General features: G+C 71.5%; 12 protein-coding genes and 1 rRNA gene. 11 read left to right on the top strand and 2 right to left on the bottom strand.

Translation table 11 applies throughout. From position 1 onward, the window contains the following. Positions 1-235 precede the first annotated feature (235 nt). Complete coding sequence (locus tag ACGFR9_RS14830) at positions 236-685, bottom strand: metallopeptidase family protein (protein WP_393207462.1); 450 nt, start codon at positions 683-685, stop codon at positions 236-238. Positions 686-967: 282 nt separating this feature from the next. On the opposite strand from ACGFR9_RS14830, the gene ACGFR9_RS14835 reads away from it, so the two are divergent. The 9 genes from ACGFR9_RS14835 (at position 968) to ACGFR9_RS14875 (ending at position 11,427) form a co-directional block, all read left to right on the top strand. Next, positions 968-1,390, top strand: coding sequence for a DUF3499 domain-containing protein (locus ACGFR9_RS14835; protein ID WP_393207465.1), 423 nt, complete (start codon positions 968-970; stop codon positions 1,388-1,390). Positions 1,391-1,528: 138 nt separating this feature from the next. After that, positions 1,529-3,145: an L-lactate permease gene (locus ACGFR9_RS14840; protein WP_393207468.1), complete on the top strand. Its 1,617-nt coding sequence runs from the start codon at positions 1,529-1,531 to the stop codon at positions 3,143-3,145. A 72-nt stretch (positions 3,146-3,217) separates the two neighbouring features. Beyond that, positions 3,218-4,597 (top strand): phosphomannomutase/phosphoglucomutase, encoded by a 1,380-nt coding sequence (locus tag ACGFR9_RS14845; protein ID WP_393207471.1) that lies wholly within the window; start codon positions 3,218-3,220, stop codon positions 4,595-4,597. Between the two features lie 492 nt (positions 4,598-5,089). Further along, positions 5,090-5,260, top strand: coding sequence for a Trm112 family protein (locus tag ACGFR9_RS14850; protein WP_078620999.1), 171 nt, complete (start codon positions 5,090-5,092; stop codon positions 5,258-5,260). Positions 5,261-5,349: 89 nt separating this feature from the next. Beyond that, complete coding sequence (locus ACGFR9_RS14855; protein WP_393207475.1) at positions 5,350-6,477, top strand: SIS domain-containing protein; 1,128 nt, start codon at positions 5,350-5,352, stop codon at positions 6,475-6,477. A 138-nt stretch (positions 6,478-6,615) separates the two neighbouring features. Next, positions 6,616-7,767, top strand: coding sequence for a mannose-6-phosphate isomerase, class I (manA, locus tag ACGFR9_RS14860; protein WP_393207478.1), 1,152 nt, complete (start codon positions 6,616-6,618; stop codon positions 7,765-7,767). Between the two features lie 144 nt (positions 7,768-7,911). Next, positions 7,912-8,892 (top strand): cation diffusion facilitator family transporter, encoded by a 981-nt coding sequence (locus tag ACGFR9_RS14865; RefSeq protein WP_393207481.1) that lies wholly within the window; start codon positions 7,912-7,914, stop codon positions 8,890-8,892. 312 nt (positions 8,893-9,204) lie between these two features. Continuing rightward, entirely contained in the window at positions 9,205-10,662 is a 1,458-nt protein-coding gene (ahcY, locus tag ACGFR9_RS14870) for an adenosylhomocysteinase (protein WP_393207484.1), read from the top strand. Between the two features lie 150 nt (positions 10,663-10,812). Further along, positions 10,813-11,427 carry a hypothetical protein gene (locus tag ACGFR9_RS14875; protein WP_393207487.1) on the top strand — a complete coding sequence of 205 codons (615 nt, stop codon included), beginning with the start codon at positions 10,813-10,815 and terminating at the stop codon, positions 11,425-11,427. Between the two features lie 22 nt (positions 11,428-11,449). Here ACGFR9_RS14875 and ACGFR9_RS14880 read toward each other — a convergent pair whose 3' ends face one another. Next, positions 11,450-12,409, bottom strand: coding sequence for an RDD family protein (locus ACGFR9_RS14880; protein ID WP_393207558.1), 960 nt, complete (start codon positions 12,407-12,409; stop codon positions 11,450-11,452). A gap of 149 nt (positions 12,410-12,558) precedes the next feature. On the opposite strand from ACGFR9_RS14880, the gene ACGFR9_RS14885 reads away from it, so the two are divergent. Continuing rightward, on the top strand, positions 12,559-13,566 hold the full coding sequence (locus ACGFR9_RS14885; protein ID WP_393207490.1) for a stage II sporulation protein M: 1,008 nt from the start codon (positions 12,559-12,561) through the stop codon (positions 13,564-13,566). Between the two features lie 560 nt (positions 13,567-14,126). Further along, positions 14,127-14,309 (top strand): 16S ribosomal RNA (locus ACGFR9_RS14890); the annotation flags it as partial.

The raw sequence follows: 14,309 nt of genomic DNA on the forward strand, positions 1-14,309 counted from the left end.
CCCCAAGCCCCGCCGACCGCGGGCAGTCGTGCCTCCCCCCGTGCCTTGAGGGCCTGGGAGGTACCCCCAGGGCGGCACGGGTGGGCGCGACGGCACCCCGCGAGCGCCGGGCCGCGCGAACACCCCGCGCCCCACCCAGCGGCCGGGAGCACCCGCATGCGCCGGCATCGAGACCCCCACCCCCGCCGCCGGGGGCACGCCGCAAGCGAAGCCACGCGGACGGACAACCCCCGGCTCAGTCCTCCCCGTACCGCGGATCCACGGTCTCCGGCGTAAGCCCCAACAACTCCGCCACCTGCTCGACGACCACCTCATGCACCAGCGCCGCCCGCTCGTCCCGCCCCTTCGTACGAATCTCCACCGGCCGCCGATACACCACCACCCGAGCCACCCGCCCCTCACGAGCGGCCACGGTCCCCCCCAGCGGCACGGCCTCGTCACTCCACGCCGACCCGTCCAGCCGCGGCACATCCAGCACCAGGAAATCGATGTCCGCCAACTGCGGCCACCGCCGCTCCAACCGCTCCACGGAGTCCTGCACAAGATCCGCGAACGTCTCCGCCCTGCTCGCCGCCAACGGGACCTGAGGCGGGGCGACAGGGCCACGCATGCCCCGGCCATGGCGGTCACGACGTCGGGGCCCGGGGCCGGAACCGGCGGCACGGGGCGTCACAGGGCTGTCCATCACCGCGAAGCGTAGTCGTCGCGCCGCCACCCCGCCCGATCCCCACACCCCTTCCGGCCGACCCGCACGGCATGTCACAACATGACCATTCCAGCCAAGGTTGGGCTCGATTATGTATCCCCGCAGGATCGACGATCTCAAGGCAATTGACGGTGTTTGTGCCAACTGGTGACCGAAATCAGAACCGGTCAGCCGCCCGACGGTCGCGTCGAGGCAGGTCGGCAAGGTGCTCACACGCGGGCATGTGGGGCGTTTCGCCCCGCGACACGGTGGAGTGACGTGGTGGGGAGTCGTCGCGGCCCGCTCAAGAGTGCGGTACCGTCCAACATCGTGAGCCCTGTACGTCGCTGTTCGCGCACCGCCTGCGGCCGTCCCGCCGTCGCGACGCTGACGTACGTCTACGCCGACTCGACCGCGGTCCTCGGCCCGCTCGCCACCTACGCCGAACCCCACTGCTACGACCTGTGCGCGGAGCATTCCGAGCGCCTCACCGCCCCGCGCGGCTGGGAGGTCGTCCGCCTGCTCGACGGCTCGGCCCCGGCCCAGCCCAGCGGTGACGACCTGGAAGCGCTTGCGAACGCGGTGCGCGAGGCCGCCCGCCCCCAGGAGCGCGCGGCCGGAGCCGGCGGCGGTTCCCGCACGGCGGACCCCATGGAGGTCGCCCGCCGCGGCCACCTGCGCGTACTCCGCTCCCCGGACAACTGAGCCAGGGCGAGCCCTCCTCACAGCTCAAGCGCCACATAAACCCCCGCACACCCATTGACGCCCGCTTGTCGCGGACACGACCATTCCCTGGAACGCGGCGAGAAATCGCTTTCGCATGGCGGAATCCGGGAGGCGCCCGTGTACGTCCAGGAACTGGAACCCGTCGCCGGCTCGCTCGGCCTCTCCGCCCTGGTGGCGGCCCTTCCCCTGCTGATCGTCCTGGTCCTGCTCGGCGGCGTCCGGATGAAGGCGCACCTCGCGGGCCTGACCGGGCTGCTGACGGCCGTCCTGGTGGCCTGTCTGGCGTACGGGATGCCGCTGGACCAGACGCTCTCCAGCGGCGTCCAGGGCGCCGTCTTCGGCGTCTTCCCCATCATGTGGATCGTCATCAACGCCCTGTGGGTCTACCGCATGACCGTCCGCACCCGGCACTTCGACATCCTCCGCCGCTCCTTCGGCCGGCTCTCCGACGACCCCCGCATCCAGGCCCTCGTCATCGCCTTCTGCTTCGGCGCCCTGCTGGAGGCCCTCGCCGGATTCGGCGCCCCCGTCGCCATCTCCGCCGTCATGCTGGTCGCCCTCGGCTTCGACCCGGTACGCGCCGCCGTCGTCGCGCTGGTCGCCAACACCGCCCCGGTCGCGTTCGGTGCGATGGGCACCCCGGTCGTCACCCTCGCCCAGGTCACCGGACTGCCGCTGGACTCCGTGGCGTCGGTGGTCGGCCGCCAGACCCCGCTGCTCGCCCTCGTCGTACCGCTCGTACTCGTCTGGCTGGTGGACGGACGCCGGGGCCTGCGCGAGACCTGGATCCCCGCCCTGGTCTGCGGAGTCGCCTTCGCGGTGGCCCAGTTCGCCGCCTCCAACTACGTCTCCGCGCAGCTCGCCGACATCGGCGCCGCCCTGGCCGGAGCGGGCGCCCTGGTCGCCGTACCGCACGCGCGTGTGCCCGCCACCGAGGCCGTACGGACCTCCGTCCTGACCGGCGCACGCAGCGAGGAACTGGACGAGGAGGACCCGCGCGGAGAGGTGGTACGCGCCTACGCCCCGTACGCGCTGATCGTGGTGATCTTCTCCGTCGCGCAGATCCCGGCGGTGAAGGACTGGCTGGCCGGTGCCACCCGGACGTTCGACTGGCCCTTCCTGGACGTCGCGAACCCGGACGGCGACCCCGTCGGCGGCAATGTGTTCAGCTGGCCGATCGTCTCCACCGGCGGCACCCTCGTCCTGATCGCCGGAGTCTTCACGGCGGCCGTGATCGGGGTGCACGCGCGCGTGGCGGTCAAGGAGTGGCTGGCGACCGTGCACGAACTGCGGTTCGCGATCCTCACGGTGACGTCCGTCCTGGCCCTCGCCTACGTCATGAACCTCTCCGGTCAGGCGGCGACGATCGGCCACTTCGTCGCCGCCGCCGGAGCCGGACTCGCCTTCCTCTCACCCGTGCTGGGCTGGTTCGGCGTCGCCGTCTCCGGCTCGGACACCTCCTCCAACGCCCTCTTCGGCGCCCTCCAGGTCACCGCCGCCCAGCAGTCCGGGCTCTCGCCCGAACTGCTCGCCGCCGCCAACAGCTCCGGCGGCGTCCTCGGCAAGATGATCTCGCCGCAGAACCTCACCATCGCCTGCGCGGCCGTCGGCCTGGCCGGCCGCGAGGGCGACCTCTTGCGCAAGGTGCTGCCCTGGAGCCTCGGTCTGCTGCTCGTGATGTGCCTGATCGTGGTGGGCCAGAGCACGGCGGCGCTCGGCTGGATGCTGCCCTGAGCCTCCCGACGTCCGCGCCGGCCGCTACGGGTAGTTTTGTGGCGACCGACGGGACTTCTGGAAAGGCTGGCCGTGGCTGCTGATCTGTCGCAGATCGTGAAGGCGTACGACGTGCGCGGAGTCGTCCCCGACCAGTGGGACGAGCCCCTGGCCGAGCTGTTCGGCGCCGCCTTCGTCCGGGTGACCGGCGCGGACGCCGTCGTCACCGGCCACGACATGCGGCCGTCGTCCCCCGGCCTGTCCCGCGCCTTCGCACGCGGGGCGGCGGCCCAGGGCGCCGACGTCACCGAGATCGGGCTGTGCTCCACCGACCAGCTCTACTACGCCTCCGGCGCGCTGGGCCTCCCCGGCGCGATGTTCACCGCCTCGCACAACCCCGCGCGGTACAACGGCATCAAGCTCTGCCGCGCGGGCGCCGCACCGGTCGGCCAGGACACGGGCCTCGCGGAGATCCGGGAACTCGTCGAGCGGTGGAGCGAGTCGGGCGCCCCCGAGCCGACGGCCGACGCGCCGGGAACGCTCACTCGGCGCGACACGTTGGAGGACTACGCGGCATACCTGCGCTCGCTCGTCGACCTGACCTCCGTCCGCGCCCTGAAGGTCGTCGTCGACGCGGGCAACGGCATGGGCGGGCACACCGTCCCGACGGTCTTCGACGGTCTGCCGCTCACCCTCGTCCCGATGTACTTCGAGCTCGACGGCACCTTCCCCAACCACGAGGCCAACCCCCTCGACCCGGCCAATCTCGTCGATCTGCAGAAGCGGGTCCGCGAGGAGGGCGCCGACCTCGGCCTCGCCTTCGACGGCGACGCCGACCGCTGCTTCGTCGTCGACGAGCGGGGCGAACCGGTCTCCCCGTCCGCGATCACCGCCCTGGTCGCCTCGCGCGAGCTCGCCCGCAACGGCGGCAAGGGCACGATCATCCACAACCTGATCACGTCCTGGTCGGTCCCCGAGGTCGTACGGGAGCACGGCGGCACCCCCGAGCGCACCCGCGTCGGCCACTCCTTCATCAAGGCCGAGATGGCCAGGACCGGCGCGATCTTCGGCGGCGAGCACTCCGCGCACTACTACTTCCGCGACTTCTGGAACGCCGACACGGGCATGCTGGCCGCCCTGCACGTCCTCGCCGCCCTCGGCGGGCAGCAGGGCACACTGTCCGCGCTGGTCGCCCAGTACGACCGTTACACCGGCTCCGGCGAGATCAACTCCACCGTCGACGACCAGACCGCCCGCCTCGCCGCGATCAGGGCCGCGTACGAGGGCCGCGACGGCATCACCCTCGACGACCTGGACGGTCTCACGGTCACCTCCGCCGACTGGTGGTTCAACGTCCGCCCGTCCAACACGGAACCCCTCCTCCGCCTGAACGCCGAGGCCCGTGACACCGCGACCATGACCAAGATCCGAGACGAGGCCCTAACCCTCATCAGATCCCGCCCCACCCCCTAAAGCCAGTTCCCCCACGCCGCACGCCCCACAGGCATCAGTGCCGCACTCCGCGGGCGGCGGCGCGGCCGGGGCGGCGAGACCGGCCCCGGTCCCTCGGTTCCCGCGGGCGGTGGTGCTGCTGGGGGGCGGGACGCGTCCCGGTTCCTCGGTTCCCGCGGGCGGTGGTGTGGCTGGTGTGGTGGACCCGCCCTCGCACCGTCCGTTCCCGCGGGCGGTGGTGTGGCTGGGGTGGTGGACCCGCCCTCGCACCGTCCGTTCCCGCGGGCAGTCGTGCCGCTGGGGCGGCACGGGTGGGCGCGACGGCACCCCGCAAGCGCCGGGCTGCGTAACCCGCCCCCGCCCCACGCGATCGCACCCCGTCAGCCCCGACCCACGCGAACCCCCCCGGCCGACTCCAGCGCGGCGTACCCGCAAACACAGCCGACCCGCACGGCCCACCCCACCGGCGGTACCCTGACCAGCACATCCACCCAGCGAAGGGATCCCACCCCCATGCCTCTCGAAGCCGGCCTCCTGGAGATCCTCGCCTGCCCGGCCTGCCACTCCCCCCTCAAGGAGCAGGACACGGAACTGACCTGCACCAACCAGACCTGCGGCCTGGCCTACCCCGTCCGCGACGGCATCCCGGTACTCCTCGTCGACGAGGCCCGCCGCCCGGCGTAACCACGCAGCCGCGCAACCGCGTACCCCCCGCCCACGCACCGCGACGCCGCCCCGCCGATCGCAGAATCGGAGATCGGAGCCTGCCGCCCATGCTCGACGAATCGCTGCTCGACTCACCGGACGGCCTCGCCCGGGCCGACCGCCGAGCCCTCCTCCGAGGCGCTGCCGAAGCCGGCGCCCGCGTCCGCACCGCCGCACGGCACGCCGCCGAGGCCGGCGTCAACGGCCTCAAGCCCGACGGCCGCCCGCGTGCCGTACTCATCGCGGGCCCCGGCGCCGCCGCCACCCAGACCGCCGACCTCCTCGGCACCCTGGCCGGCGCCGGCAGCCCCGTCACCCGCCTCGCCCCCACCGGCGTCGCCCCCGCCGCAGGCGCCCTGCGCTGGGAACTCCCCGGCTGGGCCGGCTCCGTGGACCTGCTCCTCATCGCCACCCCCGACGGCACCGAACCGGGCCTGTCCCTGCTCTCCGAGCAGGCGTACCGCCGTGGCTGCAGCGTCGTCGCCGTGGCCCCCGCCCGCACACCGCTCGCCGACGCGGTCGCCGGCTCCCACGGCCTGTTCGTCCCCATGGCCACCGCGCCCTACGACCAGGACGAACCCCTCGCCGCCTCCGCGCCCGGCGTCCTGTGGGCACTGCTCACCCCGCTGCTCGCCCTCCTGGATCGCACCGGCCTGCTCACCGCCCCGCCGGACGCGCTGCAGAAGGTCGCCGACCGCCTCGACACGATCGCCGAACGGTGCGGGCCCGCCATCGCGGCGTACAGCAACCCCGCCAAGACCCTGGCCGCCGAACTCGCCGACGCGCTGCCCGTCGTATGGACCGAGGGCGTCTCCGCGGGCCCGGCCGGCCGCCGGTTCGCCGCCGCGCTCGCCGAACTGTCCGGCACCCCCGCCGTCGTCGCCGAACTCCCCGAGGCGCTCGCCGCACACAGCGCCCTGCTGGCCGGCCGGCTCGCCGCAGGCGCGGACCCGGACGACTTCTTCCGCGACCGCGTCGCCGAGAAACCCGCGATGCACGCGCGCGTGGTGCTGCTCCGCGACCGTCCCCTCGGCGGCCTCACCGCGGCCACCGCCGCCCGCGAGCTCGCCCTCACCCACGACACACCGATCAGCGAGCTGGAGCCGGAGGCGGGCGGCGAACTGGAGACCCTCGCGGAACTGATCGCCGTCACGGATTTCGCCGCCGTTTACCTGGCGCTCGCCTCGGGAGCCTGATCATGCACGGGACCCCCTGACCCACCCTCCCCACAGACGCACGACGCACGCACGGCACGCAGCACGCGTACGACCGACCCGCACCGCACGACACCGCCGCGCCCGCACGAGAACCGGCAGAAGGACGCAGAGAACCCCATGGACCGCCTCGACAACACCATCCGCCCCTACGCCTGGGGTTCCACCGCCGCCATCCCGCGGCTGCTCGGCACCGAGCCGACCGGCGAGCCGCAGGCGGAGATGTGGATGGGCGCCCACCCCGGCGCACCCTCACGCACCGGCCGGGGCACGCTCGTCGAGGTCATCGACGCCGACCCCGAGACGGAACTCGGCGCGGACTCGGTCGCCAAGTTCGGCCCCCGCCTGCCCTTCCTCCTCAAACTCCTCGCCGCCGGAGCCCCGCTCTCCCTCCAGGTCCACCCCGACCTGACGCAGGCCAGGGAGGGCTACGAGGACGAGGAGCGCCGCGGCGTCCCGGTGACGGCCCCGCACCGCAACTACAAGGACGCCAACCACAAGCCCGAACTGGTCTGCGCCCTCACCGAGTTCGACGGCCTGTGCGGCTTCCGCGACCCGCTGCGCGCCGCCGAACTCCTCGACGGCCTCGGCGTCGACTCCCTGAAGCCGTACGTCGACCTGCTGCACGCCCACCCCGAAGAGGCGGCCCTGCGCGAGGTCCTCACCGCGATCCTCACCGCCGACCCCGACGAGATGGCCCGCACCGTCACGGAGACGGCCGCCGCCTGCGACCGCCTGGGCGGCGCCTACGCCCCGTACGCCGACATCGCCCACCACTACCCGGGCGACCCCGGCGTCATCGCCGCGATGCTCCTCAACCACGTACGGCTCCAGCCCGGCGAGGCGCTCTTCCTCGGCGCCGGTGTCCCGCACGCCTACCTCGACGGCCTCGGCGTCGAGATCATGGCCAACTCGGACAACGTCCTGCGCTGCGGCCTGACCCCCAAGCACGTCGACGTCCCCGAACTCCTGCGCATCGTCCGCTTCGAGTCCCGCGACGCCGGCGTACTGCGCCCGGAGGCCGGACCGGACGGCGAGGAGGTCTACGAGACCCCCATCGACGAGTTCCGGCTCTCCCGCTACGTCCTCCCCGAGGGCGGCGCCACCCGTGATCTCACCCTGGCCACCCCGCAGATCCTGCTCTGCACCGCCGGTTCCGTACGCGCGGGTGAGCACGAACTGACCCCGGGGACGTCCGTGTTCGTCCGCGCGGGCGAGAAGGCCGAAGTGTCGGGTACCGGAACGCTGTTCAGGTCCACCGTCGTCGCCTGACCACCCGGTGACAGCCACCTGACACGCCGTCGCCGAACGGGGCTGCAACAATGTCCCACCGTCAAAGGACGGGCAAAGTCCCGGACGGCGCACACACGCGCCTGCCCGGGCCCCACACGGCGTACGAAGGGACAACGCGAACACATGAGCGCGTCAGGCGGCACCAAGGCGATCGTGGCGGCACTGGGCGCCAATCTCGCGATCGCGGTAGCGAAGTTCGTGGCGTTCCTCTTCAGCGGCTCCTCGTCGATGCTCGCCGAGTCCGTCCACTCGCTCGCCGACTCCGGCAACCAGGCCCTGCTGCTGGTCGGCGGCAAGAGGGCGCAGCGCCAGGCCACCCCGCAGCACCCCTTCGGCTACGGGCGTGAGCGCTACATCTACGCCTTCCTCGTCTCCATCGTGCTGTTCTCCGTCGGTGGCATGTTCGCCATCTACGAGGGCTACGAGAAGATCAAGAACCCGCACGAGCTGGAGCACTGGTACTGGCCGGTCGGCGTCCTCATCTTCGCGATCATCGCCGAGAGCTTCTCCTTCCGCACCGCCATCAAGGAGTCCAACCCCCTGCGCGGGCAGCACTCCTGGAAGGAGTTCGTGCGCCGTTCCAAGGCGCCCGAGCTGCCGGTCGTCCTCCTCGAGGACCTCGGCGCGCTCGTCGGTCTGGTCCTCGCCCTCGGCGGTGTCGGCCTCGCCCTGGCCACCGGCGACAGCGTCTGGGACGGAATCGGCACCCTCTGCATCGGTGTCCTCCTCATCCTGATCGCGCTGATCCTCGCCGTCGAGACGAAGTCGCTGCTCCTCGGCGAGGCCGCGGGCCCGGAGGAGACCCGGAAGATCGAGGCCGCCGTCGTCGACGGCGACACCGTCCCCCGCATCATCCACATGCGCACGCTCCACATCGGCCCCGAGGAACTGCTGGTCGCCGCGAAGATCGCCGTCCGGCACGACGACACGGCCACCGAGATCGCCACCGCCATCGACGCCGCGGAGGCCCGCATCCGCGAGGCCGTGCCGATCGCCCGGGTGATCTACCTCGAGCCCGACATCTACAGCGAGACCGAGGCCGCCAAGGGCGCAGACTCCGAGGCGACCCCCGGCGGCCCCACCACGCAGGACGCCGGCCACTGAGCCCCTCCGGTCACCGGGCCCCGCCGAACGACCGGCGGGGCCCTTCGCCGTCACCGGCCCAGAACGGCCTGATGTGTACGCGGCCGGACTGGGGACGGCCGGGCCCGGCGGTGTAGCTTGGGACGGAGCCAGACGTCGCTGCTGATGGCGGTCGGGCGGTCCCACGGGGACCGGCCGAGGGAGAGAGGGCCTCCGACGGACTGCGCTGCGCGCACGCGGGCATGCCTGTGTCCTCCTCAGGGCACCCCTGTGTCCGACGCCGCGCAGACCAGCCGTACCCACCTCGACCCACACCCCGAGGAGCAGCTCGCAATGACGACTGTCGACACCCGACAGGACTTCAAGGTCGCCGACCTCTCCCTGGCCGCGTTCGGCCGCAAGGAGATCACCCTCGCCGAGCACGAGATGCCCGGCCTGATGACGATCCGCAAGGAGTACTCCGAGGCCCAGCCGCTGGCCGGCGCCCGGGTCACCGGCTCCCTGCACATGACCGTGCAGACCGCCGTCCTCATCGAGACCCTGGTCGCCCTGGGCGCCGAGGTCCGCTGGGCGTCCTGCAACATCTTCTCCACCCAGGACCACGCGGCCGCCGCCATCGCCGTCGGCCCGAACGGCACCCCGGACGACCCCCAGGGCGTCCCGGTCTTCGCCTGGAAGGGCGAGACCCTCGAGGAGTACTGGTGGTGCACGGAGCAGGCGCTGACCTGGCCGAACACCCCCACCGGCGGCCCGAACATGATCCTGGACGACGGTGGTGACGCCACCCTCCTCGTCCACAAGGGCGTCGAGTACGAGAAGGACGGCAAGGTCCCCTCCGTCGACACCGCCGAGTCCGACGAGCACCGCGTCATCCTCGAACTCCTCACCCGCACGGTCGGCGAGAGCCCGCAGAAGTGGACCCAGCTGGCGTCCGAGATCCGCGGCGTGACCGAGGAGACCACGACCGGCGTCCACCGCCTGTACGAGATGCACCGCGACGGCACCCTCCTGTTCCCGGCGATCAACGTCAACGACGCGGTCACCAAGTCGAAGTTCGACAACAAGTACGGCTGCCGCCACTCCCTGATCGACGGCATCAACCGCGCCACCGACGTCCTCATCGGCGGCAAGACCGCCGTCGTCTGCGGCTACGGCGATGTGGGCAAGGGCTGCGCGGAGTCCCTGCGCGGCCAGGGCGCCCGCGTGATCATCACCGAGATCGACCCGATCTGCGCCCTGCAGGCGGCCATGGACGGCTACCAGGTCACGACGCTGGACGAGGTCGTCGACAAGGCCGACATCTTCGTCACCACGACCGGCAACAAGGACATCATCATGGCCTCGGACATGGCCAAGATGAAGCACCAGGCCATCGTCGGCAACATCGGCCACTTCGACAACGAGATCGACATGGCCGGCCTCGCCAAGACCCCCGGCATCGTCAAGGACGAGGTCAAGCCGCAGGTTCACACCTGGACGTACCCCGACGGCAAGGTGCTCATCGTCCTCTCCGAGGGCCGCCTGCTGAACCTGGGCAACGCCACCGGCCACCCGTCGTTCGTGATGTCCAACTCCTTCGCGGACCAGACCCTGGCCCAGATCGAGCTGTACACCAAGCCCGACGAGTACCCGACCGGCGTCTATGTGCTGCCCAAGCACCTCGACGAGAAGGTCGCCCGCCTCCACCTCGACGCGCTCGGCGTGAAGCTGACGACGCTCCGCCCCGAGCAGGCCGACTACATCGGCGTACAGGTCGAGGGCCCGTTCAAGTCGGACCACTACCGCTACTGAGCCCCGCTCCCGCCGCGGGAAGCGCGCCCGAGCAGCGGACGCGCTCCCCGGCAGCAGGTCCACCGAGGCAGGCCCCCGCACCCCCGTGCCGGGGGCCTGCCCCATTGATGGACCGGAGACCGGCCCAGCCCGTCACGACCCAGGACCCCCATGCCCCGCGGCCGCTATTCGCTCCACGATCCGCACGATCACACCCCCCTCGCCGAAGAACACTTCCACTGCGCCCCCGGACCCTCCGGCTGGCGCTACGTCTCCCAGCTCACCGCCCCGTCCGGCGATCACCTGGGCTCGGTCGACCTGGCTCTCGACGAACTCGGCCGCCCCATCCGCCTCGAACTCCACGCCGCGAGCTGGCAGGTCCGCGGCGCCGCCCTCGACGGCGTCACCTGGGTCCGCACGGACCCCACCGGGGCCCACGCCACCGAAGGCAATGTGCACGCCCACGCCTTCACCGGCTCGTCCCCCGCCTTCCTCGTCGCCACCGCCCGGCTCCTGCGCCTCACCCCCTCCGCCGCGGCCACCCGTGTACGCCTCGTCGCCTTCACGGACCCGGTCCTCGCCCCGCGCACCCTGGACCAGTCCTGGGCGCTGGTGAGAAGGGAAGCACACCCCACTGACAACGGCCCCCTGACCGTGGACGAATACCAGGTCACAGCCCTGGACACGGGCGAGCAGCACTCCGTGCACCTCGCCGGCGACGTGGTCCTCGCGGCCCCCGGCATCGAGCTGGAGGACCTCGAATCACCCCCGTCGCCCCTCGACTGACGGGCATGCCGCCCGAAGCCGGTCACGCCGGTGGCGCGAACCCCGTCGAGGGCCGGCCACCCGGCCCGTCCTGTGGCGGGGAAGCCTGCTCCCCGCCCGCGCCGGCGACCGGATGGACAACAGGCCGCACATCGGGCGCGACGGCGGCAGCGGGGTACACCGGCGGCACGTGGCCCACCGGCGACCCGGCCGTACCGCCGGCACCGGCCACCGGCCCGCCGCTCCCGGCCTGCGCATGACCGAACGCCCGCCGCGCCTCCCGGACCTGCCGTTCCTGCAGCACCGCGGCGAGATACGCCGCGGGCGGCACCCCCGGCGGCACCGGGGCCCCCGTGCGATCCGCCAGATCCGCGGCCAGCCGCCCGGCCATCGACCAGGCGACCCGCGGATCCAGCTGTCCCATCCGTGTCAGGTACTGCCGGACGGCAAGCCACAGCGCATCGGGCACCGGTGACAGATCCAGCGTCGAAAAGCGCCCGGACAGCCACGGCGGAGGCGGCGGAACGAACCCCGCCTGCCCGGCCGGCACCCGCTCCCGCACGACCAGGGTCCCCGCGAACACATCACCGAGCCGCCGCCCGCGCGCCGACACCAGAGAGGCGATGCAGGCCACCACCCCGAACGTCATCAGGATCTCGATCACCGCGATCAGGCCACGCACCAGCGCGTGCCGGAACCGGATCGGCCCTCCGTCGTCCCGCACCACCCGCAACCCGCACGCCATCTTCCCGAGTGACCGCCCATGGCTGAGCGTCTCCACCAGGATCGGCCCACCCACCAGCACGAGAACGAACAACGCGATCGAGATCGCGGTCTGCGCCGCCTCGTCCAGCGAGGCCGTGGCGGCCACCAGAGCGATGGTCACCGCGACATAGACGGCCACGGCGGCCGCCAGATCGAGCAGCACCGCCAGTGCCCTGCTGGGCAGCCTCGCGGGGCGCAGCTCCAACGCCACCGCCTCGCCCGTCACCAGCTCACTCACGCCCGCCGCCCTTCCCTGGCCTGCCCCGAACACCGCCAGTCTGCCAAGCTGATGGCACATCGCACCGCAGTAGGACCAGCAGATCAAGCCGATCATCATTTCACCGGTCCGGCCGACCGCCGACGAGCAGCCGAGGAGCAGGCACCCCGATGGACCTCGACGTCTTCGTCTCCGCCCACCGCGCGGAGTGGGACCGCCTCGACGCCCTCCTCCGCCGCCGGCGCCGGCTCACCGGCGCGGAGACCGACGAACTCGTCGTCCTCTACCAGCGCACCGCCACCCACCTCTCCCTGATCCGGTCGGCCGCCCCCGACCCGCAGCTGACCGGCCGGCTCAGCCAGCTGGTGGCCCGCGCGCGCGGCGCCGTGACGGGCGCCCGCCGCGCCTCCTGGCGTGACGTCACCCGTTTCCTGACCCACGGCTTCCCGGCCGCCGTCTACCGGTCCCGCCACTGGTGGGTGCCGACCGCGCTCCTCTCCACGGCGGTGGCGGCCCTGCTCGGCTGGTGGATAGGCACCCACCCGGACGTTCAGGCGTCCATAGCGGCCCCCGCCGAACTGCGCGAGCTCACCCGCCCCGGTGGCCAGTACGAGACGTACTACTCGAGCAACCCCGCGGCCTCCTTCGCCGCCCAGGTGTGGACGAACAACGCGTGGGCCGCGGCCCTCTGCCTGATCCTTGGCGTCTTCCTGGGCCTGCCGGTTCTCTGGATCCTCTTCCAGAACATGCTCAACCTGGGTGTCGGTTTCGGCCTGATGTCCTCCGCCGGCCGTCTCGACACCTTCCTCGGCCTGGTCCTGCCGCACGGCCTCCTGGAACTCACCGCCGTCTTCGTCGCGGCCGGCACCGGCCTGCGTCTCGGCTGGACCGTCATCGACCCGGGTCCCCGCACCCGCCGCGCGGCCCTGGCCGCCGAAGGCCGGGCGGCCCTCGCCATGGCGATCGGCCTCGCCCTGGTCCTCTTCGTCTCCGGCGCCATCGAAGGCTTCGTCACCCCGTCGGGCCTGCCCACCTGGTCCCGCATCACCATCGGGGTCGTCGCGGAGCTGGCCTTCCTGGCCTACGTCTATGTCGTGGGCGGGCGTGCGGCGCGTGACGGCGAAACCGGTGACCTGGAGGCAGCCGAACGAAGCGCCGACGTACCCATGGCCGCCTGATGTGCGTGTGCGCCGACTGAGCTGCTAGTCTCCTCTTTGCCCCGCCGGAGCCGTTGACACGGACGAAGCGGGGAGGTAGATTCGAACAGTTGCCTGGAGGCGGGTTCTCACCCGCAAGGCGACAGTGAGTGTCTGTCAGCTTCTGATCGAGACGCAGATTTCGAAGAAGCACCCTCCCGATGAATCGGAAAACGAAGGCCGGTCAATCCGCCCTGAAACTTCTGATAAAGTCGGAACCGCCGGAAAGGGAAACGCGAAAGCGAGAACCTGGAAAGCACCGAGGAAATCGGATCGGAAAGATCTGATAGAGTCGGAAACGCAAGACCGAAGGGAAGCGCCCGGAGGAAAGCCCGAGAGGGTGAGTACAAAGGAAGCGTCCGTTCCTTGAGAACTCAACAGCGTGCCAAAAGTCAACGCCAGATATGTTGATACCCCGTCCATCCGGTTTCGGATGGTCGAGGTTCCTTTGAAGAAAAACACAGCGAGGATGCTGTGTGCGAGGGGACTATTCCTCCTCTCGCACCGCTCTCGTGCGTGTTGATCCCGATTACGGGAAAACATTCACGGAGAGTTTGATCCTGGCTCAGGACGAACGCTGGCGGCGTGCTTAACACATGCAAGTCGAACGATGAACCACTTCGGTGGGGATTAGTGGCGAACGGGTGAGTAACACGTGGGCAATCTGCCCTGCACTCTGGGACAAGCCCTGGAAACGGGGTCTAATACCGGATACTGACCCTCGC

It is taken from the genome of Streptomyces sp. NPDC048584, from assembly GCF_043199595.1.
Taxonomy (GTDB): Bacteria; Actinomycetota; Actinomycetes; order Streptomycetales; family Streptomycetaceae; genus Streptomyces; species Streptomyces edwardsiae.

Coding starts and splice junctions, on each gene's coding strand:
- ACGFR9_RS14830 (WP_393207462.1), bottom strand. CDS start 685: ATGGACAGCCCTGTGACGCCCCGTGCCGCCGGTTCCGGCCCCGGGCCC.
- ACGFR9_RS14850 (WP_078620999.1), top strand. CDS start 5,090: ATGCCTCTCGAAGCCGGCCTCCTGGAGATCCTCGCCTGCCCGGCCTGC.
- ACGFR9_RS14855 (WP_393207475.1), top strand. CDS start 5,350: ATGCTCGACGAATCGCTGCTCGACTCACCGGACGGCCTCGCCCGGGCC.
- manA (WP_393207478.1), top strand. CDS start 6,616: ATGGACCGCCTCGACAACACCATCCGCCCCTACGCCTGGGGTTCCACC.
- ACGFR9_RS14865 (WP_393207481.1), top strand. CDS start 7,912: ATGAGCGCGTCAGGCGGCACCAAGGCGATCGTGGCGGCACTGGGCGCC.
- ahcY (WP_393207484.1), top strand. CDS start 9,205: ATGACGACTGTCGACACCCGACAGGACTTCAAGGTCGCCGACCTCTCC.
- ACGFR9_RS14875 (WP_393207487.1), top strand. CDS start 10,813: ATGCCCCGCGGCCGCTATTCGCTCCACGATCCGCACGATCACACCCCC.
- ACGFR9_RS14885 (WP_393207490.1), top strand. CDS start 12,559: ATGGACCTCGACGTCTTCGTCTCCGCCCACCGCGCGGAGTGGGACCGC.